General features: G+C 47.5%; 24 protein-coding genes and 1 pseudogene. 6 read left to right on the top strand and 19 right to left on the bottom strand.

What is annotated here, in order from left to right:
- Nucleotides 1–73: 73 nt before the first annotated feature.
- On the bottom strand, nt 74–823 hold the full coding sequence (locus QUE23_RS08635; protein ID WP_286348615.1) for a hypothetical protein: 750 nt from the start codon (nt 821–823) through the stop codon (nt 74–76).
- A gap of 156 nt (nt 824–979) precedes the next feature.
- Nucleotides 980–1,243: a KwaA family protein gene (locus QUE23_RS10260; RefSeq protein ID WP_491904318.1), complete on the bottom strand. Its 264-nt coding sequence runs from the start codon at nt 1,241–1,243 to the stop codon at nt 980–982.
- Nucleotides 1,244–1,901: 658 nt separating this feature from the next.
- Here QUE23_RS10260 and QUE23_RS08630 point away from each other — a divergent pair.
- Together QUE23_RS08630 and QUE23_RS08625 are read left to right on the top strand one after the other, a co-directional pair.
- Nucleotides 1,902–2,216 carry a hypothetical protein gene (locus tag QUE23_RS08630; protein ID WP_286348614.1) on the top strand — a complete coding sequence of 105 codons (315 nt, stop codon included), beginning with the start codon at nt 1,902–1,904 and terminating at the stop codon, nt 2,214–2,216.
- A 292-nt stretch (nt 2,217–2,508) separates the two neighbouring features.
- Complete coding sequence (locus QUE23_RS08625; protein ID WP_286348613.1) at nt 2,509–2,739, top strand: hypothetical protein; 231 nt, start codon at nt 2,509–2,511, stop codon at nt 2,737–2,739.
- Between the two features lie 81 nt (nt 2,740–2,820).
- Here QUE23_RS08625 and QUE23_RS08620 read toward each other — a convergent pair whose 3' ends face one another.
- The 16 genes and pseudogenes from QUE23_RS08620 to QUE23_RS08545 all read right to left on the bottom strand — a co-directional run bounded on the left by QUE23_RS08620 (nt 2,821) and on the right by QUE23_RS08545 (nt 15,044).
- Nucleotides 2,821–3,366 (bottom strand): hypothetical protein, encoded by a 546-nt coding sequence (locus QUE23_RS08620; protein WP_286348612.1) that lies wholly within the window; start codon nt 3,364–3,366, stop codon nt 2,821–2,823.
- A complete protein-coding gene (locus QUE23_RS08615; RefSeq protein WP_286348611.1) occupies nt 3,366–4,307 on the bottom strand; it encodes a sialidase family protein in 942 nt (313 codons plus the stop codon). The genes QUE23_RS08620 and QUE23_RS08615 overlap by 1 nt, the downstream gene beginning before the upstream one ends.
- A gap of 576 nt (nt 4,308–4,883) precedes the next feature.
- Entirely contained in the window at nt 4,884–5,339 is a 456-nt protein-coding gene (locus QUE23_RS08610; RefSeq protein ID WP_286348610.1) for a DMT family transporter, read from the bottom strand.
- Between the two features lie 56 nt (nt 5,340–5,395).
- Nucleotides 5,396–5,716, bottom strand: a complete 321-nt coding sequence (locus tag QUE23_RS08605; protein WP_286348609.1) for a single-stranded-DNA-specific exonuclease — start codon at nt 5,714–5,716, stop codon at nt 5,396–5,398.
- Nucleotides 5,713–7,020 (bottom strand): DHH family phosphoesterase, encoded by a 1,308-nt coding sequence (locus QUE23_RS08600; RefSeq protein WP_286348608.1) that lies wholly within the window; start codon nt 7,018–7,020, stop codon nt 5,713–5,715. Before QUE23_RS08600 ends, QUE23_RS08605 begins: the two co-directional genes overlap by 4 nt.
- Before the next feature lie 2 nt (nt 7,021–7,022).
- On the bottom strand, nt 7,023–7,751 hold the full coding sequence (locus tag QUE23_RS08595) for a 7-carboxy-7-deazaguanine synthase QueE (protein WP_286348607.1): 729 nt from the start codon (nt 7,749–7,751) through the stop codon (nt 7,023–7,025).
- Nucleotides 7,748–8,371, bottom strand: a complete 624-nt coding sequence (locus QUE23_RS08590) for a 6-pyruvoyl trahydropterin synthase family protein (RefSeq protein WP_286348606.1) — start codon at nt 8,369–8,371, stop codon at nt 7,748–7,750. The genes QUE23_RS08595 and QUE23_RS08590 overlap by 4 nt, the downstream gene beginning before the upstream one ends.
- On the bottom strand, nt 8,372–9,022 hold the full coding sequence (locus QUE23_RS08585) for a hypothetical protein (RefSeq protein ID WP_286348605.1): 651 nt from the start codon (nt 9,020–9,022) through the stop codon (nt 8,372–8,374).
- 21 nt (nt 9,023–9,043) lie between these two features.
- On the bottom strand, nt 9,044–9,808 hold the full coding sequence (gene surE / locus QUE23_RS08580) for a 5'/3'-nucleotidase SurE (RefSeq protein WP_286349453.1): 765 nt from the start codon (nt 9,806–9,808) through the stop codon (nt 9,044–9,046).
- 192 nt (nt 9,809–10,000) lie between these two features.
- Nucleotides 10,001–10,573 (bottom strand): annotated as a pseudogene (locus tag QUE23_RS08575) (polyprenyl synthetase family protein); the annotation flags it as partial.
- 106 nt (nt 10,574–10,679) lie between these two features.
- On the bottom strand, nt 10,680–11,165 hold the full coding sequence (locus QUE23_RS08570; protein ID WP_286348604.1) for a PDZ domain-containing protein: 486 nt from the start codon (nt 11,163–11,165) through the stop codon (nt 10,680–10,682).
- Nucleotides 11,110–11,712, bottom strand: a complete 603-nt coding sequence (locus tag QUE23_RS08565) for a DUF7488 domain-containing protein (RefSeq protein ID WP_286348603.1) — start codon at nt 11,710–11,712, stop codon at nt 11,110–11,112. Before QUE23_RS08565 ends, QUE23_RS08570 begins: the two co-directional genes overlap by 56 nt.
- 30 nt (nt 11,713–11,742) lie before the next feature.
- A complete protein-coding gene (locus QUE23_RS08560) occupies nt 11,743–12,045 on the bottom strand; it encodes a YbaB/EbfC family nucleoid-associated protein (protein ID WP_221272082.1) in 303 nt (100 codons plus the stop codon).
- Nucleotides 12,039–12,398, bottom strand: a complete 360-nt coding sequence (gene panD, locus QUE23_RS08555; protein WP_286348602.1) for an aspartate 1-decarboxylase — start codon at nt 12,396–12,398, stop codon at nt 12,039–12,041. Before panD ends, QUE23_RS08560 begins: the two co-directional genes overlap by 7 nt.
- Before the next feature lies 1 nt (nt 12,399).
- Nucleotides 12,400–14,628 carry an AAA family ATPase gene (locus QUE23_RS08550; RefSeq protein WP_286348601.1) on the bottom strand — a complete coding sequence of 743 codons (2,229 nt, stop codon included), beginning with the start codon at nt 14,626–14,628 and terminating at the stop codon, nt 12,400–12,402.
- Entirely contained in the window at nt 14,628–15,044 is a 417-nt protein-coding gene (locus tag QUE23_RS08545) for a universal stress protein (protein ID WP_286348600.1), read from the bottom strand. Before QUE23_RS08545 ends, QUE23_RS08550 begins: the two co-directional genes overlap by 1 nt.
- Nucleotides 15,045–15,160: 116 nt before the next feature.
- Between QUE23_RS08545 and bioD the strand changes: the two genes are divergently transcribed.
- From bioD to cmoA, 4 genes are all read left to right on the top strand, one after another.
- Entirely contained in the window at nt 15,161–15,820 is a 660-nt protein-coding gene (bioD, locus tag QUE23_RS08540) for a dethiobiotin synthase (RefSeq protein ID WP_286348599.1), read from the top strand.
- A gap of 71 nt (nt 15,821–15,891) precedes the next feature.
- Nucleotides 15,892–16,533: a superoxide dismutase [Fe] gene (gene sodB, locus QUE23_RS08535; RefSeq protein ID WP_286348598.1), complete on the top strand. Its 642-nt coding sequence runs from the start codon at nt 15,892–15,894 to the stop codon at nt 16,531–16,533.
- A gap of 2 nt (nt 16,534–16,535) precedes the next feature.
- Nucleotides 16,536–17,312 (top strand): thiazole synthase, encoded by a 777-nt coding sequence (locus QUE23_RS08530; protein WP_221272077.1) that lies wholly within the window; start codon nt 16,536–16,538, stop codon nt 17,310–17,312.
- Nucleotides 17,309–18,007 (top strand): carboxy-S-adenosyl-L-methionine synthase CmoA, encoded by a 699-nt coding sequence (cmoA, locus tag QUE23_RS08525; RefSeq protein ID WP_286348597.1) that lies wholly within the window; start codon nt 17,309–17,311, stop codon nt 18,005–18,007. The genes QUE23_RS08530 and cmoA overlap by 4 nt, the downstream gene beginning before the upstream one ends.
- On the opposite strand, the gene QUE23_RS08520 is transcribed toward cmoA, so the two are convergent.
- Nucleotides 18,004–19,035: a bifunctional 3,4-dihydroxy-2-butanone 4-phosphate synthase/GTP cyclohydrolase II gene (locus QUE23_RS08520; RefSeq protein ID WP_286348596.1), complete on the bottom strand. Its 1,032-nt coding sequence runs from the start codon at nt 19,033–19,035 to the stop codon at nt 18,004–18,006. The genes cmoA and QUE23_RS08520 overlap by 4 nt on opposite strands.
- Nucleotides 19,036–19,096: the final 61 nt, after the last annotated feature.

The following is a 19,096-nucleotide window of genomic DNA, read 5'->3' as shown; positions in this document are numbered from 1 at the left end:
TGATAAGGATCAAAAAACCAATATCTTTTGACACACGCTTAGCATCGCATCCATTAAAAGCTTCTAAGCCAAGTTAGTCTCTAGTGCTATTTTTTTCAAAAACAGCGGCAACCCGCTGTTCTCCTCCTATTTCTGTGGTGTAGTAGGCCTCGCACACAATATGGTAGAGAGAGTCCAAATCAGCGACCTTGCAGATAACCAACTTATGATCCTTAAGTATTTGAGGCCGATACTTTTGAGCGTATTTTAAATAGGCATTCCGTTTTCCTGGATCGCCATTCTTTCTAAAAATCTCCAAGTTCCCCTTTTGCAATAAAAAATCGATTCTAGCCAGCTTTGTTTTTGGTAGAGTGGGTTGGATTTTGTCTAAGTCTAAATCTAGATACAAATATTGGTAGTCAGAGTTCTTAATAGATCTAAGTTCTTGTCTAAGATCTTGAACTTTTTTTTCAAAAAAGTGGGGCAATATGCGCTCCAAGTCCTCAATGTTTTTAAAATAAAGCTTCTCGTCTTTACGACTCCAATAAGCATCTATCTGTTCGCGAATCAAAATGACTGCTCCATTTTCAATACATGGTTTGTTGCCTAAAAGAACAAAACCTTTCTTGATGACAGCACCCCGTCTAATTGCCTGGAAGTACAATTTAACATCACCCCCTTCTTCTGTACGCACAAACAGCACTTTAGGCTGGTTTTCTTGATTGCCACCATTTTCTTTTAAGACATTTAAACTAATCGTATTGGTACTAGATGTGTCGCCACCTATCACAAGCTCAAGATTGTAGTCCTCGAGCATTCTCAAGGGAGCTTGGATATAAAACACCTCCTTTTTTCCTAAACTTCTCCCATGCTCTTTGCGATAGTCTTTCTTTTGGCAATTCTCATATGTTTTATGTTTTAAGATCCCATGTGTCCTCTAAAGGCATGTCGCCAACACGATAATTTATCCCTCCTATGTGGCAATAGAGCATAGACATTGTTATTTCACTTCCTTCTCAAGAAAAACAAATTCATTAAGACCAATAAGCTTTGGATACTGCTTTTCTATTTTGAGCTTTCTTTTTGAGATCACAAACACTTTATATTTTGCATACTTTGAGGAGTCGCCGGTGATTTGACTAGGGTCAATAGAAATCTCGTAAAAGTGGTAACCAAAAAACAAAAGATAAGGATTAAAATATGAAAACTTCCCTTGAGAATTAAAAGATAAATAAGCATAAACACCACAACAAATAGGACGCAATTTTTAAGGCTAACGGCAATCACAAAATAGGCAATATAAATAGGAATGTATTTAGGTTCAGCCACCTCCACCATCTCCACAGCGCACATTGCATCCTCCGGAGGCATGTACCTTGCAACAAGGTGCATGTAAAGCCAAGATAATAGGGCAAAAATTCCACATACAACCACAACACTCAAAAGATTAAAAAAGGTGTGATGAGCGTGGTGCTTGTGCAAATAAAAATCGCCCATGTAGGTGTGAGTGCAAGCCCCACATAGACAAAGTAGAATAAATTCAAAAAGACCCTCATGCTCAAATACCTTAATCAATATCTTAATTCACAACAAAAATCCTATCATGGGTTTTAAAGTATAAATGCAAAAATATAAGGGGTAGCACTTTTTGCCACCGTATGTTTTTTGGCTTGATTGCTTGAAAGTATAAAATGTAAATATTTAGAACATATAAGTTTGGTTTTAGTGAAATAGAGCAATGAGGATGATCAAAGATTGTTTTTATACTTGTGAAGAAAAACCAGGGCATACAGTCAGTCCTCCAAGACCGATAGAGGGCAAGAGTGCATAGTTCCCATAGACCCAAAATCTGCAACAATGCGCTAAAATCCACCCATGTTAACACAACCATCTTACTCCTACTCCAAGGTCTTAGCGGGGCAGTGGTTGCGCTTTTGACCTTTAGCAGTGCGCTAGCGGGGCGGCGGCTTTTAGGGCGCACAACTCTAGCCACTTTGCCTGTTATCACGACCCTTACGGGGGCGTTTATTGCCATGTTGTTTTCGGCTTCTATCTTTTCAAGGTGGGGGAAAAATGGCACTTTGGGCGTGTCTTTGCTAGGGAGTGTGGGGGCTGGTTTAGCCGTTGTGGCTTTGTGGGCTAAAAGTTTTCTGTTCTTCTGTCTAGCGACTTTTTTGCTAGGCTTTTTTCACAGCTATCAACCAGTTTTACCACTTTTTAGCCCTAGAAGCCATTAACGCAACACACAAAACGTCCAAAATAGGGCCACTGCTCTTGTGGTGAGTGGAGGATCCTGGGGGCATTTTAGGGCCTCATTTAGGCAATATAGGGGTGCATCTCTTAGCGTACCCTTTGTGGGTTCTTTTGCTTTTGTGGGCTTGCTCTGTGCGCTCAATATGGCATCTAGCTTTTTGCTAAAGTTAAACCCTTTAGCGCTAAAGGAAGTCCCAAAGTCCCCCTAAAAACTCTCTTTAAAAAACCCCATTTTCTCTTAGCCACCTATGCGTGTGCTGCTTAAGCTTTGGCTTAATGACTTTAGTAATGAACGCCACGCCTTTAGCCATGCACGCGCATGGCTTTAGTCTTGTGCTGAGTAAAAGCGTGTTGGCCGCGCATTTTGCGGCGATGGTTGCGCCCAGTTTGTTTTTAGCCTTTAGTAAGAGATTAAGCCCTATGCACTTGGTCGTGTCGGGCATGTTGTGTTATGTGGGGCGAGTGTCATTGCGCTTTGTAGCGCCAGTTTTGCTCGTTAAAGAGTGAAGGGGTGGGATTTTAAAGGGCTTGCAGGTTTGGGGAGGAAGCCACACTATGAGTGCAACGCCTTGACAAACCCAAAGGATGTTAGTGGCTTAGAAATAACCTTTTAAGTGCCGGAAGCAGGAAATGTTTAGATTTGAGTGCTTTTTTAATGGAGCAAAAACTTGCCCCTAAGAATAAATAAATGTCGGCCATGCCCACATACAAAATGGGCTCTTTGGTGAGGATTTGTGTGGCAAGTGCCCCCAAAAATAGCCAGCCCAACACGCGATCTAAGCAAAAGGCGATGAGGGCAAAGACACCTAAACTAGGCAGAGCATAAGCACCATAAACAAAACTAAAAGGCAAGAGTCCCAACGTGTCTACAAACACAAACAAGCAAAAAATGGCTAAAAAGACACATGCTCTTTGGGATAAAAAGGGCGTTTGCGCGCATTTAGCCACCAACGCCCCCACGCTTAAAAGCAAACTAAACGAACTTGGTGCCCCAAACAATCCCACAAGAACACCGCTCAGACTAAACCCACCAATGGATACACTCAAAAAAAGGAAACCCACCATCCCCCAAAGGGCGTTAAAACCTACAAACACCCACACTCCCAAACAAAAGGCTAAAAACAAGGCATCCATCACAGACTCTTTAAATAAGAGAGATTAAACACCAAGTGTGCGATCGTCTTACGCTCTTTGGTGTAGAGGACATGGATTTGGTTATGTAAGATCAACACAGAAGGGTAGCTCACCTCCCCCTTAAGACTTGTGTCTAAAATCTTTAAAGGCACAAACACCCTATTTTTGGCATCAAAGCGGGCTAAACGCAGTGCACTTCTTGCGCTTGGATTGTGGGGTAGGGCTTGGTTATAAATTAAATACAGCACCCCATTGGCATTAAAAAGGGCGTTGGCGCTGTCGTAATTGTTGAGATTGCTTAGGGCGGGCTTTTGCCAATGCCAAAAGTCTAAACAGCTTTGGGTGTAAAAGCGCGTGGTTTTATAACTTCTAAAAACCACAAAGGCGCAATTTTGATACGGGACTAGGCTGGGCTGTAATTGTTGCCTTAGGTCGTTGGTCTTGACTAAAAATTGCAAATGGGCTTCTTTGTCAAACTTTAAAAACACAGGGGATTTGTTGGCTAATTCGTGATAAATGGGGAGGATAAAGCCCCCGTCCGTGGTCTGTGTGGGGGGGTTTCTCACTAGGTGGCTGATGTTTAAAAAGGGGCTTAGGTGCAAAGTTTGCACGTAGTGCAAGGCTTTGGGATTGCTTAAGGGGGCGCTTAAAACGTAGATTTTAGAAGTTGCCCACCCGCCCAAACTTGCCCCCACCACAAATAAATAAAGCCGATTTCTATGCGCCAAAAGCACGGGGTTACCTAGGATTTTGACAAATTCATGGGCTTGTCGGCTTAAATCACGGGCGGATAAAAGCTTAAAAGCCTCGCTCCATCGCTGGAGTTTATCCGTGTAAAGATTGCCCCAGATATTGACATCGCTTTGTGCTTCCTTGCTTCCGCCAAAGTAAGCAACCAACATTGTGTGGTTGTCTAAAGCGGTTAGGGTTGCTGCATGCACGCTTTTAACGGGCGGGGGGCAAGCTTAGAGCACTAAAAAGGGGTTTGTTTTCTGTGAGCGTGGGGGCTATTAAATTTATTAAGGGCTTTGAGGGCTTTAAAAGCACCATAACCCCAAAAAGTACAAGATAAAAGCCAAAAATTGCATGGGCTTCCTTTTTTACTCAAAAGTTGTAGTTTCTCACAAAATAGCTTAAGGCGCGGGGTGTTCTCATCAGCATAAGCAACCCATTTTCTGTGGGTTTAAGGGTGCTTTAGAGAGATTTGATTTTCTAGGGGGTGTTAGAGGTCCAAGTGCTCATTTGAAGACTTTGTGCCGCACAATAACCCCAGCGTTAGCCCTCACTTTTTGGTGGGGCGACTCCAACGCTGTGTGTTTTGCCCGTAAAAACCTATGGCAATCGTTCAGCCAAAAAATCTACTTTGTAATGCTCTAAATGGCTTTCAAGGGGGTAATTGCCGTGCCAAGCCTCTGTTTTAAGCAAAATCCTCTAATCTTAGGTGTTTAATAACCCCCTCTTTTAAAGCACGGATAATGAAAACTTAAAATTGTGGGTAAAATTTAAGTGGGTGTGCCCTATGCCTTAAAAATATCCTTATAAAAAAAGACAAAAATCCCAAAAATGACAAGCATTAACCCTAGGATTTTAGACAGGCTGATGGTTTTTTGCGCCAAACCAAAAGCCCCAATGGAGTCTAAGAACAAGCCCATACACAACTGTCCCACGAGCAAAAAGATAATCATGGGGGCTAGCCCGATTTTGGGCGCGCTGATGATGGTTGTAAAGACCACAAACGAGCCCAAAAGCCCACCGATGAACTTCCACCATTCTTGATGGGATAAGAGTTTTAGGGTGTCGCTGCCTATTTGGTGGAACACCCTTGATAAAACCAATAGACATAAAGTCCCCACCAAAAACGAAAAAAACGCCGCAAAGACACTCACTCCTCCCATGTCCCTGGCTAGGGACGCGTTGATGGGGGCTTGCAAAGCCAGGGCCATGCCGGCTAAAAGCGCGAACAAATAAAACATTTTAAATCCTTTTTAAATTTTTTTGTAAAGGGGGGAGATTTTAGCGTTTTTTGGCTTTAAATTTTAATCTCTAGGCATTTTAATTCTTTGCTGTGTGGGTCAAATTCACCCACTAGAGTGAGAGGGCTTTGGGGGCAAAAGTGGATATGGTGCTTGGGGGGGCAAAACCACCACTTACACACCAAAAGGGCGGTGTGATCTTCTAAGATGAGTTCGATGTGTTGGCCTGTGCGCCCTAGAAAACGCCACGATTTTAAGGGGGCACAAACCTCAAATAGGGGTGTGGGGTTACCCACCCCATAAGGCTCACCTTTGGTATAAAGCTCTAAAAACTCGGGGTTAAAAAACACCTCCAAATTGGGGGCTTTAAAAGTCATGGGAGTGCGCCTAAAATCTCTAGAGCGTGGTAAAAGTCGTTTTGGGTTTCAAAGACGAGTCCGCACGCTTGCTTATGCCCCCCGCCTTGCACGCTCACGCCCTGCTCTTTCATTTGTGCTAAGGCTTGCATTAAATCCGCCTCTTTGGAGCGCAAGGACACTTCTACGCTTGTGTTTTCAAAACGCCAGCACAAAGCCACCTGCCCCCCCATTTCTAAGAATTGGTTGGCGAGCATGCCTAAAACCCCTCTAGGGATTTGCCCGCCTACATAGATCAAGCCCCCCTTAGTGGTGGGCTTTAAGGTCTTTTTGATTTCTTGCACGCATTCTTTGCGCCGCTGGTTGGTTTGCACTAAGAGCGTGGCGTAAGTGGGGTTTGCCTCCCTTGTGGCGAGCAAATCCACGACTAAATTACAATGGCAAAACCCCTCAATGCCATCGAGCCGTCCCACGGCGTTGATGAGCGGAATGATGTCCCACGCTAGAGCACTCAGTTTATAGGGGTTTTGGTATTTTTGGGCTAAATATAGGGCTTTTAAGGAGTCTGGCATGGCAGTCTTTAGAGTGTGGTCCATGCGCTGCACGAGTTGGCGGTTGTAGGGCGCGCTCAAGTCCATCATGTCGCCTATGGTGCTAAGTCCGGCGAGGACTTGTAAATATTGCAGGTGATCTAGGCGCATTTTCACTTTGGTGTGTTTGGCGTAAGTAAGCAAGAATAAATACCCTACACACGCCCCGCTGATGCCTTGAAAGGGGTGGTTGTCGCCAAGTAAAGGGTGGATGAAGGCATCGCAAGCGGGGACACGCCCCTCTAAAAATTCGTGGTGGTCGCTTAAAATTAGGGGTGTGTTGTAAGCATGCAAAAAAGCGCACACCTCATCAGGGATCGTGGCGCCATTGTCTATGGTGAAAAATAGGCTGTCTTGAAAGTCTAGGGGTTTGCCCCCTAAAAGCTCCCCCCTAGCGTTGTAGTGGGTTTGAACTAAGCGTTCTTGGCTGGCGTAGCTTCTTAAGAGCTCTACACTCATGCCATAGCTGTCTGTGTTGCGTCTGGGGATAATGTAGTTAATGTTAGGGTAGTGCAGCACCTCTTTAAAGAAATACAGGGCTAAAGCCGTGCCACTCATGCCATCGCAATCGTAATCTCCCCCGATGATGATTTGCTTTTGCGCTTTTATGGCTTGGTCTAAAAGCTCTAAGGCCTTTTGCCCCGCGCCCATTTCCAGCACGCTGTCTAGGCTAAATTTATGTGTGCCATCCCCTTTGCTAATGCTCTCAATGTGTGCCCTAAATATCTCTAACATTTTTAGTGTCCCGGTGTGTTGCCCCAAAGCTGGATGTGTAGCCTTTGGCCTAAAGAGTAGCCATGCTCTAAACACAAGGGCACTAGGCTTTTTAGCCCCTCTTGTAGCTTTTCTTTGTCGGTGGCTAGGGGCATGAGATAGATCAAGGGGGGTTTTTTAAAGTGTAGGTTTTTTAACAAAGCTTGCACCTCGTGGATGTCTGTAGGGCTTTTTAACACGAATTTTAACACCACCTCTAGGGCGTGCTCTAAGATGTTTTGCAAGGGCTTTAGGGGGGTGGCTTCGCCACTAAAGGACAATTTGGGGCTTAGGGTGAAGTGCAGTGCATCTAAGGGGGGTTTGAAGTCAAAAAACACACTCCCATTGCTCTCCACCCATAGAGTGTGCCCTCTTGTCCGCAGAATTTGCAACACCTCTAACAAAATGGGGTTTTTAAAGTGCAAACTAGGCTCCCCCCCAGTGAGCACAATTAAGGGCAAGGGCTCTAGGTTATGGGGGGGGAGTTTGTCTAAAAGCTCCTTGGCACTTTGAAGATATTGCCATTGAGAGTTAGGGCGCACAGCGTAAATGCTATCACAGCCAATAAACTCTTGCCCCTCAATAGTTGCTTTACCCCCAAAGCCACTACATGTAAAATTGCACCCCCCTAGACGGATAAAAAGGCTAGGTTGCCCCACACAAGAGCCCTCGCCCTGAATGCTGTAAAAGGTTTCTACAAGGGGCAGGCTCATATCTGGGCTAGGGGCAAGGGGCTTTTAAAGGGTCTTGGCGTGTCAAGCCCATTTTCTTTAGCTTTATGGTAAGCCAAGAGTTGTTCTAAGAGCTTAGGGTTTGGCATGTCCTTTAAAATGGCGGGGGAGAGTGCCACGCCCTCTAAAGAGATCGCCCCCATTAAGTTGGGGTTTTTTAAGTCCTCAATCTCGCTTTGGGCGTAGCCATAGCTGGTTTCATGCACCCTCACAGAAACCACCTCCACCGCCTCGCCATTGTGTAACTCGGTCGCCTCTAAAATCGCGCTGATAAAAAGGTGGAACATTAAGGCGTAATGCTCGGCACTGGGATTAAAACTGAGTTTCACATAGCGGGTACAGGTGCTGACAATAAAGCTCTGGAAGCCTTCGGCTTCTTTGTCCCAAAAATGATGCGCGTGGTCAAAGGCATCTATGAAGCTGGCGATCTCATTTTTAAAAATCCCAAAATCTAAAGCCATGCCCGCCTTGTCTAGTTTGTGTGCTTTTAAAAAGATTTCTACTTGGTAGTTGTGCCCGTGTATGCTGGTGGCGCAGCGCCTAGAAGTGCAATTACGCACAATGTGGCTAGCGCAAAAGTGGAAGGAACGGCGGATTTGCATTTAACGCCGATAACAGGGTTTGAAGGGGGGGAGCTGGTGGTAGTAGCGGTAATGCTCCGACCTTGTAAAGTCGATACGCCCGATGGTGTTGGAGATGAGTTCTTCATATAGGCGGTCGTAACCGCAAGTGTCGCCGCTCACGCTCCCGTCAATGTAAAGCACCCGTTTATTGATGAGATTGTCCCACCAGTCTAAGATAAAATGCGAGCCGGCGAGCATTTTAGAGTAAGCCGAAAAGCCGTTGATGGCGTAGTAGTCTGTGGGGACTTTGGCGCAATAAAATTGCCCCTCATGCCAGTAACAATGGTTGCTTTTGGCTCTGTCTATGAGGGTGTAGTGGTAGGCAAGCACGGGCACAGCCGAGATGTTACGCACGACTTGGGCGTAAATGACATTTTTGGCTTTAGCGGGGGGGTATTCTTGCATGCTAAAGACATTGTAAAAGCCTAGTTCTTGCAAGTCGTAGATGATGAGCTGGATGTAAAAGGAGGTGACCATGTCAGCGGGGTCGTAGACCACGACCGTGGGCGAATTCACATTAAAAATATAGCCCGCCCTCACCTCCGAGAAATAGCCCATATTCAAGCGGTAGCAACCGCTAAAGAGAAAAACTAAGGGCAACAACCACAAAAAAAGGTGCTTTGTTTTCATAAATTCCATTTTACTATAAGTTTAGGCAAACCAGCCCTCTAAACTCTCTAAATCGGCGTAACTTGTCATGTTGAGCGTGATGGGGCTGATAGACACAAACCCCTCTTTTAAGGCTTTAAAGTCGCTCATAGCTCCCTCTCTCTCCTCCCAGCGCAAAGGGTTAACCCCCATCCAGCAATATTGCTTGCCCTTGGGATCTTGCTTGCAATGGATGTTGTTGGCGTATAGGCGTTTACCTTGTTGTGTGATTTTCACACCCTTAAAATGCCGGCTTTGAGGGACATTGACATTTAAAAACTTGCGCCCTTTTAAGGGGTAGCCTTGTAGGCAATGTTCTACAAGTTTCAAGGCGATTTCTTTAGCCAGCGCAAAATCAAATTGGCTAAAGAGTTTGCGCTCCTTGATGTATTGCGACAGGGCGATGGAGGGGATGTTGTGGATCGTGCCCTCAATGGCTCCGGCGGCGGTGCCTGAGTAGAGTACATCCTCGCCCATGTTTGAGCCGTGGTTGATGCCTGAAATCAGCAAATCAAAGGGGCGTTTGGCAATCGATAAAGCCAAACACACGCAATCTGTAGGTGTGCCGTCATCGACTCGGTAGTATCCCCCCCCCATTTGCTCTAAACGCAAGGGCAGGGTGGTGGTTACCCCATGCCCGCAAGCGGACTTTTCATTTTTTGGGGCGACCACCAACACCTCAGCGACCGCTTCTAAAGCTTCTTTCAGTGCCAAAAGCCCCCGTGCCTCGTAGCCATCGTCATTGGTTAGCAAAATATAAGGCTTCATGCCAAACTCTCCAGCAAATGCGTTAAATAGCCCTTTAGGGCAGGGCAGGGACTTTAATTTGTCTAAAAGTTGTGCTTGCAAAGTGCTTAGATAGCTTTGTGCTCCCTCTAGCTCGAGCAAGCGGACATAGGTGTTTTTCAAGCCGTCTGTGTGGGTGCTCTTGCCCGATTGCTCGGGGCTTTGGGTCGCGTCAATGATGTCATCGCGCACTTGGAAAAACAGCCCCACAAGTAGCCCCAAATCAAAAAGGGTTTGCGCTAGATCTTTGGGGGTCTTGCTAAACTCTTTAGCAATGAGCGCGCCCATTTTTAAGCTGGCGGCGATGAGTTGCCCCGTTTTCAAAGAGTGCAAAGTTTCTAATTGGGCTTGCTTGAGCTCTTGCCCCTCAAAGTGGCAATCTAGGGCCTGCCCTAGCACCATGCCCCTAACCCCCCCACATTGTGCTAGAGTCGCCACTAAGTGCACCTTTAGGGGGCTTGAGAGTTTAGATTTGGCGATGAGCTCAAAGGCGTAGGTGTTTAAGCCATCGCCCACTAAAGTAGCGGTGGTTTCGTTGTAAGTGGTGTGTAGGGTGGGATGACCGCGGCGCAAGGGAGAGTTATCCATACAGGGCAAGTCGTCATGGATGAGCGAATAAGTGTGTAGCACCTCTAAAGCTAGGGCAATGGGGTAGGCTTGTTTGATGTTTTTAACAGAGCGCACAAAGGCGCACACGACCGCTAAAAGCAGCTTGGGTCTAAAGCGTTTGCCTCCATTTAAGAGCATTTCCCAAAAGGCTTTTTCAAAAAAGGGGTGGAAAGTCTGTATCTGGGGCGCACTCTCTCTTAGATACGCCTCAAAGGCGGCGCACACCTGCTCAAACAAGTGCAAATCACAAACGGACATAAAACTCAAATCCATTTCTCAACACCAACATTTCAATATGCCCTTGCATGTAGGCGTGGCTTAGGGCGTGGCGCAAGGCGGCGAGTTTAGTGCTGAAACTTGTTCCTGTGGGGGCTATGGGTTTGCGGTTGATCCATACAAGCTTGTCGCCCACATGTAGGACTTTAAAAGCGCGTGGGCGGCTCTTATTGATGGCTTGGATGACAAAATGCGGACTGAGCCGAATGCCAAAGCGTTCTAGAAAACTATCGGGCAGTAAAAACCCCCCATAGCGTCTATCCACCCTAACGCTTAAAGTCTTGTAATGCCCCCCCCTTAAGACTTGCACGCGCGCCCGCTCTTGGTAGGCTAAATTACTCACCACCCACTCAAATTCTCTCATGTTGTTGATGGCGCGCCCATTGATGTTGGTGATTTTATCCTGCTCTAAAAAAGGGTTGTCTTTGAAAAAGGGGTCGACATTTTCCACCACCACGCCCCCTTTGACGCACCCTAACCCCGATGTCGCCATAGTAGGGCGACTTTTGGCGCAAAAAGCGTTTGATGTAGCGGGCTTCTATAAAGCCCCCGCCCGTCCCCACGCCATAAATCTGGTAACAAATGTTGCTCACCACCCCATTGGCCGCCACAGGAGCGGAGAACTTGGCATAATCCAAAAACCCCTCTTGGCGTTTGGCAATTTGTCCCCTTAGGGCTTGGTGTGCGCTGACGCTGGCTAGGGGGTGGGTGTAGGCGTGCGCGTCAATGTCTAAGAGAGTGTAGGCAAACTCAGTAGGGGGGGTCTTAAGCAGGTAAAAGCCGATGAAAGGGTCGGCTTTTAAAACTTTTGCCCCCTTGGGAATTTTGCCATAGGCAAAAGACACATGTCCATCCTTCCAAAACAAGGACACACTGCCCGGGTGGCTTGCCCGCTTGTAATAGCCTTGGCAATGCGAGAAGTCATAGCCCTGAAGTGCGCTTAAAAAGAGCCCCAAAAGCCCTAAAAAAGCAAGTAAAAAGCGTTGGCGTGCGTGGGGCATTAGGCGGCTTTAAAAGTCAAAAGAGAAACCCTATTTTGCAAAGGGATTGATCCCCCCGAGCATGCCAAAGGCAGCGTTTTTTCGTGCATCCTCCACTTGCTTATACGCCTCATTAAGCGCGCTCATTAGATAGATTTGCAAGGCCTCTTTATCTTCAAGCAAGCCATCATCAATGAAAATGTCGAGCAACTCGCCTGCCCCATTAAACTTCACCTTGACAAGCCCACCCCCGCTCTTGGCCTCAAAGGTGGTCTCTTTGCTTTTGTTCTCCATTTCTTTAATCTGCTCTTGCAGGCTAGAGAGCAAACCGCCAAATTGACTAAAATCTAACATTGGGTATCCTCCATGGGGGCGTTGTTGTGGTCCACAAACACGATATGGGGTTTGTGGCTTGGCAGCTCCTCTAAGCTCAGCGACACATAGGCAACAATGATGACAAGGTCGCCCTTTTGCACTAAGCGGCTTGCTGCTCCATTGACACACACCTCACAGCCCACACCCTCAATGACATAGGTGCTAAAGCGCGCCCCGTTGTTGATGTTTAAGACATCAACTTTCATGAAGGGGGCGAGCTTGGCAGCCGTGATGAGATCTTGTCCTAAAGTGATCGAACCTTGGTAATTTAAATTGGCATCCGTCACAACGGCGCGGTGGATTTTGCTATACAGGGCTTGGATGAGGGGCATTTTAGGGCGTTTTCGTGGTTTGGCGCAGTTTGCGGGGTTTGTTTGCGCTTTTGAGCGTTAATTGCATTTCTTGGTTGCGCCATGTGAACTTCGCACTCCCACCCTCTTTGAGCCCGCCAAAGAGCAGCGCGTCGCTCAACTTGACTTTAATGTGCTGGTGGACTAATTTTTCTACAATGCGTGCACCCAAAGGGTCTTTTTGGCATAAAGCGGCGAGGTGGCTTATGGCGGATTTATCCACCGCTAAGCTGATGTTGCGGGGAGCAAGCATGGCCTCTATTTTCTTGCATTCTTTTTGCACCACGCACTCCAAATGCGCCAAGTCTAGAGGTTTGAAAGTTAAAATTGCGTCTAGTCTTGAGCGCAATTCAGGGCTTAAAATCTCTTTTAGGGCGTTTTGGTATCGGTGGGTGTTGTCCTCTAAAAAGCCGAGTTTGCCTAGGGTTTGGCTGCCTGCATTGGAGGTTAAGATCAAAATAGTATGGCTAAAGTCGCTCTTGCGCCCAGTGTTGTCGGTCAAGGTTGCATCGTCTGTGATTTGCAAAAGCAGGTCATAGACATTGGGGTGCGCCTTTTCAATCTCATCTAAGAGCAGCACACAGCGGGGGTGCTTTCTTATGGTATTTACCAAGAGCCCGCCTTGCTCAAAGCCCACATACCCCGAGGGCGCGCCAATGAGCTTAGAAATGCTGTGGGGTTCTTTGTACTCGCTCATGTCAAAGCGTTCTAAATGTAGGTGTAGGTGCTTGGCTAGGGCTTTGGCTAGCTCGGTCTTGCCCACCCCACTAGGTCCGACAAATAAAAAGCTTGCTACGGGTTTTCTTAACCCAGCTAGACCCGAAGCGTGGATTTTGATGGTTTCTACTAAACGGGCGATCGCCTCGTCTTGGGCGAAAACCTCTTTTTTGAGTTGATCCTCTAGCCCTTTGAGGTGGTTTTTCTTCTCGGGGCTAATGTGGGCCTTGGGGATGTCTATTTTAAAAGATAGGATATTTTCAATGTCGCTTTTGGAGATGGTGGGAGGGTGGCTGCTTGGAGCGTAGATTTTTTTAAACGAGCCGGCCATGTCCATTAAGTCAATCGCCTTGTCGGGCAGGAAGTTTTCATGCAGGTAATGCACGGACAAATCCACGCACGCCTTCAGTGCCTCTTTGCTGTACTTGACCTTGTGGTGGTGCTCATAGTAAGTGGAGATGTCTTCTAGGATGCCATAGCAATCCTCTTTAGAGGGCTCTAAAATGTCAATTTTGCTAAAGCGGCGGCAAAAGGCCTTGTCTTTTTCAAGCACCGTGCGAAACTCGTCAAAGGTAGTCGCCCCTATGCAACTCAAAGAGCCATCGGCGAGCATGGGCTTTAGGATGTTTGCCCCATCCAGCGCGCCCGCACTTGAAGCCCCCGCCCCCAGTACGGTGTGGATTTCATCAATGAATAAAATGCTCCCCTTGTCCTTTTGCAACTCTTTTAGGGTTTTTTTGAGGCGCTTTTCAAACTCACCCCGATACTTACTGCCCGCCACCATCGCGCTTAAATCTAGGGCGTAAATGGTGCGCCCCAATAAAAAAGGGGGGACTTCTTGGTTAGCAATCTTTAAGGCTAGCCCCTCGGCGATGGCGGTTTTACCCACGCCCGGCTCGCCCACCAAGAGCGGGTTGTTTTTCTTGCGCCGCCCCAAAACCTCAATGACTTTTTGGATCTCTATCTCTCTATGCGACACGGGGTCGATGGCGTGTTTGGAGGCTAGGGCGTTTAAATCCCGTGCGAACTTCCTTAAAGCGGGGGTTTTCTCTTTGGAGAAGGTTAAGGGGGGCTGCTCTAAGATCTTAGGGCCATCAATGCCATAGGTTTTCAAAATGTCTGTGGCATAGCAGGGGATTTTTTCTACCATGAGCCACAGTAAATCCTGCACATCCAGGACCTTGTGGGGCATTTCTTTGGCGTAGCGACTTAAGGCCTGAAACAAGCGGTTTAAATGCTCGTCATTGACGGGGGTTTTGCCATGCCCCTCCAGGGCATTTTCATAGGTGGGAATGCTCTCGGTGAGGTAGTTTTGGGTGAGTTGCTTCGCCTCTTCAATGTCTAAATCCAAACGCCTTAAGAAGCCTTGCACCTCTTTGTCGTTGAGCATGATAAAGAACAAATGCTCGGGGGTGATGTAGCGGTGTGAGAGCTTGCTCGCCAAAGCCATCGCTGCGTTTAACAGGCGGTTGAGCCTTGTGGTGATCGGGGGCATCACTTTGCCACCAACACGGGAATGGGGGAGTTGTCAATGAAACTATTTTGGTGTGAGCCAAAAAGGCGGTAGAACATGGACGACTCGCTTGCCCCAATGACTAATAAATCAAAGCTAGGTGCCATTTCTAGTATGATGTCCACGGGGTTACCCATTTTCAACACCGTTTCGCAAGAAATGCCCTGTTGGGCGAACAGCTCCGTGAACTCATCAATGAGATGCTTGGATTGCTCGTTCTCGGCCACCTCGGTTTGGCTGTAATTCATGATCCCACTCTCGGGGTAAATCAACACCTCGGGGCTGACATGCACCAAGGTGAAATGTACCTCCTTCATCTGAGAAAAGAGCCTAATTGCCGCATCCACCCCGCTTCTGCACTCTTGTGTGTCGCTAATCCCAAAAAGCACTCTAAGCATGGCAAGTCCTCACACAAAATTTAGCCCCATTATAGAAAAGTTAAGCTAAAAGTATCGTTAGGGGGCATTTGTATTATAATACCCCACTACCAAAACCCACAAAACAAGGATATTCAATGCGTCGCCCAATTTTCATCAGCGCCACCAATACAGATGTGGGCAAGACCACCATAGCCCTTAAACTCGCCCAACTTTACAACGAAAAAGGCATCAAAACCCTACTTGCCAAGCCCATTGAAACAGGCATCAACACTCAAGAAAAAAGCGATGCCGACTTATTCCTAGAAGAAAACCAGCACATCGACTCCGATTTGACGTTAGATGACATCAGCTTTTACCGCTATGTTTTAGCGGCTAGTCCCTTTGTGGCGGCGCGCTTTGAACCCCACCTGCCCCCCATAGACCTTAAATACATTGAAAAAAAGCTCAAGGTTCTGCAAGAAAAATGCGACCTTCTCATCATTGAAGGCGTGGGGGGCCTACTCGTGCCTTTAGATGAGAAGGTGCGGATTGTGGACTTAGCCCTCTACCTAAAGACCAAATTGCTCCTCATTAGCGGAGGCACGCTTGGCATGTTAAACAATCTCTTGTTAAACCTGCACTACCTCAGTGCCAACAAAATCCCCTGCCAAGTCGCCATCAACATGCGCGACAACCGCGCCTACTACCAAACGAGCAAGCCCTATGTGGACTACCTCAACAATGGCCTAAAAGAGCCCATTTTGGTTTTTCAAGAGCAACAAGATCTCTTGCTAAACCGTCTCTTAGAGTCTTAAACAAGGCTCGTTTATCAAATTTTCATTAAAATGATTATAATAGCCCCCTAACTCAAATTCAAGGAGAAAACATGTTTGTTTTAAGAAATTTGCCCTACAGCAAAGACAGCATGGGAGATTTTTTAAGCCCCACCGCCTTTGACTACCACCACGGCAAGCACCACCAAGCTTATGTCAACAACCTCAACAACCTCGTCAAGGACACGGAGTTTAAAGATAGTTGTTTGTTCACTATTCTCACTAAGTCTAGTGGAGGGGTGTTTAACAACGCCGCGCAGATTTACAACCACGATTTTTATTGGGATTGTTTGAGTCCTAAAGCGACCGAAATGAGTGAAGAACTCAAACACGCCATCACCACCGATTACGGCTCACTCGAAGCCTTTAAGGAAGCCTTCATTAAAAGTGCCACCACGCTCTTTGGCTCCGGGTGGAATTGGGCGGTTTATAACCCCGCGACAAGCAAAATTGAGATCGTGCAAACCAGCAACGCCCACACCCCTGTAACCGAGCAGAAAGTCCCCCTTCTAGTCGTGGATGTGTGGGAACACGCCTACTACATCGATCACAAAAACGCCCGCCCTGTGTATTTGGAGAAATTCTACGAACACATCAACTGGGCGTTTGTGTCCGAGTGTTTAGAGTGGGCAAAAAAGGAAGGTTTGGGCTCTGTGGATTATTACATCAACCAAATCGTGCATAAGAAAGCCTAGCCGTGCAAGACCCCCTCATCATCGGCTCTAAGACCTTTGCCTCCCGCCTCATTGTAGGCAGCGGCAAGTATAAAGACTTTGCCACCACCAAAGAAGCGACCTTAGCTAGCGGGGCGGACATGCTCACCGTGGCGGTGAGAAGGGTAAACATCACCGACCCCAATAGCGAAAACCTGCTAGACACCTTTAAAGACACGCACATCAGCTTTTTACCCAACTCCGCCGGCTGTGTCAACGCCAAAGAAGCCATTGCGCTTTTTAGGCTTGTTAAAGAAGCAACGGGGATTGATTTTATTAAGCTTGAAATCATCGGCGATCAGCGCACGCTCTATCCCGACACTCTAGAGACTCTAGAGGCGTGTAAAATCCTTGCCAAAGACGGCTTTTGTGTGCTTGCCTACAGCAATGACGACCCCGTCATGGCTAAAAAGCTAGAAGATGCGGGCGCGAGTGCCGTGATGCCTTTAGCCTCACCCATTGGCAGCGGGCTTGGGATACAAAATCGCTACAACATCGGTTTCATCAAGGAAGCGGTGAGTGTGCCTGTGATTGTGGATGCGGGCGTGGGCTGTGCCTCGGACGCAAGCATTGCGATGGAGCTAGGCGCGGATGGGGTTTTAACCAACTCTGCCATCGCTCTAGCCAAAGACCCTGTTTTAATGGCAAAGAGCATGAAGCACGCCGTTTTAGCCGGGCGCCAAAGCTATCTAGCCGGACGAATCCCTAAAAAAGCCTATGCCAGTCCTAGCTCTCCCGTCTTTGGGCTCGCCCAACTTTGAAAGACACCCTTTTTTGTGCCCCCCTGCCTAAACGCTTTGAGTTTGATAGCCAAGTGGCGGGCATGTTTGATGACATGCTCACTAGAAGCATCCCCCACTACCAAGAAACCTTGAAACTTGCCAGCCACTTTGTGGCGCAGGATTTGGTGGGCGTGGTTTATGATTTGGGTTGTTCTACGGGCAATTTTTTAGCCACGCTTGCGCCCCTACTGCCCGCTGACACCTCCTTAGTGGGCGTAGACAATGCGCCCAGCATGCTAGAAAAGGCAAGAGAAAAACTAAAGGCCCCCAATATCACCTTTCGCTGTGAAGACCTCTTAAACACCCCTTTAGAGAACGCGGGGGCTATCGCCTTGCTCTACACCTTGCAATTTGTCCGTCCCTTGCAACGCCAAGCCTTGATCGAGCGCATTTTTACCGCTCTAAGACCCGGGGGGGTGCTCCTTGTGGCGGAAAAAATGATGAGCTTGGATCGTATTTTAGATAAGCAAATGGTCGAACTCTACTACCTTTACAAGCAAGCGCAAGGTTATAGCCTAAATGAAATCAGCTTTAAACGAGAAGCCTTAGAAAATGTCCTTGTGCCCTACAGCTTGCAAGAAAACATGGCCCTCATGGAGCAAGCGGGCTTTAAGCATGTGGAAGTGCTGTTTAAGTGGGTGAATTTTGGGCTGCTTTATGCGCGCAAAACTTAGGGGCAAATCGCCTCTAATAAATCCAAATCAAAGCCCTTTAGAGCGGTGTACTCGGGGCGATCTTGCGTGGTAAGAAGCCTAAAGCATTTGATGCCAAGGCTCTTTAGCACCAGTGCCCCGATGCCAAAGTTTTTCAGCGTGTCGTGCACTTTAGCCTGCGGGTCAATGAAGATCAGCACCCCACCCTCAAGCTGCAGCCGCTCCACCACCCGCATAAAAAAGCCGTAGTTTGCTGCATGGCTCAAGAGCTCGCGATCGCTCCTAATGATGTGGAAGCGCACCAAAGGGGCATCGTTTAGGTTGCCAAATTGGTAGACAAAGTGTTTGCGCTTTAAATGGTCTAAAAACACCAAGCTCTTGCAAGCCACGCCCGCCAAGTGGGCGGGTGATTCCTCCACAAGGTTTAATAAGTTTTCGCTCTGCAGGCGATAACTCACAATATCGGAAACATATAAAATCTTTAGCTCGTGGGTTTTGGCAAAGTCTAGCAGGAATTTATCCCCCCTCTTTGCCATAGAGCCATCTTCTTTCATGATCTCGCAAATCACGCTGACTGGCTTTAGCCCCGCTAATTTGCATAGATCCACGCTCGCCTCTGTGTGCCCTGTGCGCACCAACACCCCTTCTTCTTTGGCAATCAGGGGGAAAATATGCCCCGGGCGCACAAAGTCGGCGGGGCTGCTGTGCTCTTTACACAGTAGCTCAATGGTGAGTGAGCGCTCATAGGCGGAAATGCCCGTTTTGGCGGCCTTTGCGTCAATGGAGATCGTAAAGGCCGTTTCGTGCTTGGAATCGTTGTGGCTCACCATGGGTTTTAAATCAAATTTGCTCGCGATCTCTTGGGTGAGGGCCACACAAATGAGCCCCCTGGCGTATTTTGCCATGAAGTTGATCTTCTCAGGACTGGTGAAAATGCCCGCCATCACCAAATCCCCCTCGTTTTCGCGATCCTCGTCGTCCATTAAAATCACCAACTCCCCATTTTTGAGGGCGTTGATCGCCTGTTCCACTCTCTCTAGATTTGTCATGCGCTCCCTTTAGGCTAAATCAGGCATTGTAGCACAACTCAATATTTGTCTGTATGAGCTT

Source organism: Helicobacter felistomachi (assembly GCF_030296895.1).
GTDB classification, from domain to species: Bacteria; Campylobacterota; Campylobacteria; order Campylobacterales; family Helicobacteraceae; genus Helicobacter; species Helicobacter felistomachi.
This window is presented reverse-complemented; position numbering and strand designations above follow the sequence as displayed.

Excerpts from the sequence above, each read along its gene's own strand:
- QUE23_RS08595 (WP_286348607.1), bottom strand. The coding sequence starts at position 7,751 with ATGAGCCTGCCCCTTGTAGAAACCTTTTACAGCATTCAGGGCGAGGGC.
- QUE23_RS08550 (WP_286348601.1), bottom strand. The coding sequence starts at position 14,628 with ATGCCCCCGATCACCACAAGGCTCAACCGCCTGTTAAACGCAGCGATG.
- QUE23_RS08610 (WP_286348610.1), bottom strand. The coding sequence starts at position 5,339 with ATGTTTTATTTGTTCGCGCTTTTAGCCGGCATGGCCCTGGCTTTGCAA.
- QUE23_RS08605 (WP_286348609.1), bottom strand. The coding sequence starts at position 5,716 with ATGACTTTTAAAGCCCCCAATTTGGAGGTGTTTTTTAACCCCGAGTTT.
- QUE23_RS08590 (WP_286348606.1), bottom strand. The coding sequence starts at position 8,371 with ATGCAAATCCGCCGTTCCTTCCACTTTTGCGCTAGCCACATTGTGCGT.
- QUE23_RS08560 (WP_221272082.1), bottom strand. The coding sequence starts at position 12,045 with ATGTTAGATTTTAGTCAATTTGGCGGTTTGCTCTCTAGCCTGCAAGAG.
- QUE23_RS08620 (WP_286348612.1), bottom strand. The coding sequence starts at position 3,366 with ATGGATGCCTTGTTTTTAGCCTTTTGTTTGGGAGTGTGGGTGTTTGTA.
- QUE23_RS08600 (WP_286348608.1), bottom strand. The coding sequence starts at position 7,020 with ATGTTAGAGATATTTAGGGCACACATTGAGAGCATTAGCAAAGGGGAT.
- bioD (WP_286348599.1), top strand. The coding sequence starts at position 15,161 with ATGCGTCGCCCAATTTTCATCAGCGCCACCAATACAGATGTGGGCAAG.
- sodB (WP_286348598.1), top strand. The coding sequence starts at position 15,892 with ATGTTTGTTTTAAGAAATTTGCCCTACAGCAAAGACAGCATGGGAGAT.
- QUE23_RS08585 (WP_286348605.1), bottom strand. The coding sequence starts at position 9,022 with ATGAAAACAAAGCACCTTTTTTTGTGGTTGTTGCCCTTAGTTTTTCTC.
- surE (WP_286349453.1), bottom strand. The coding sequence starts at position 9,808 with ATGAAGCCTTATATTTTGCTAACCAATGACGATGGCTACGAGGCACGG.
- QUE23_RS08545 (WP_286348600.1), bottom strand. The coding sequence starts at position 15,044 with ATGCTTAGAGTGCTTTTTGGGATTAGCGACACACAAGAGTGCAGAAGC.
- QUE23_RS08520 (WP_286348596.1), bottom strand. The coding sequence starts at position 19,035 with ATGACAAATCTAGAGAGAGTGGAACAGGCGATCAACGCCCTCAAAAAT.
- QUE23_RS08565 (WP_286348603.1), bottom strand. The coding sequence starts at position 11,712 with ATGCCCCACGCACGCCAACGCTTTTTACTTGCTTTTTTAGGGCTTTTG.
- QUE23_RS08625 (WP_286348613.1), top strand. The coding sequence starts at position 2,509 with ATGACTTTAGTAATGAACGCCACGCCTTTAGCCATGCACGCGCATGGC.
- panD (WP_286348602.1), bottom strand. The coding sequence starts at position 12,398 with ATGCCCCTCATCCAAGCCCTGTATAGCAAAATCCACCGCGCCGTTGTG.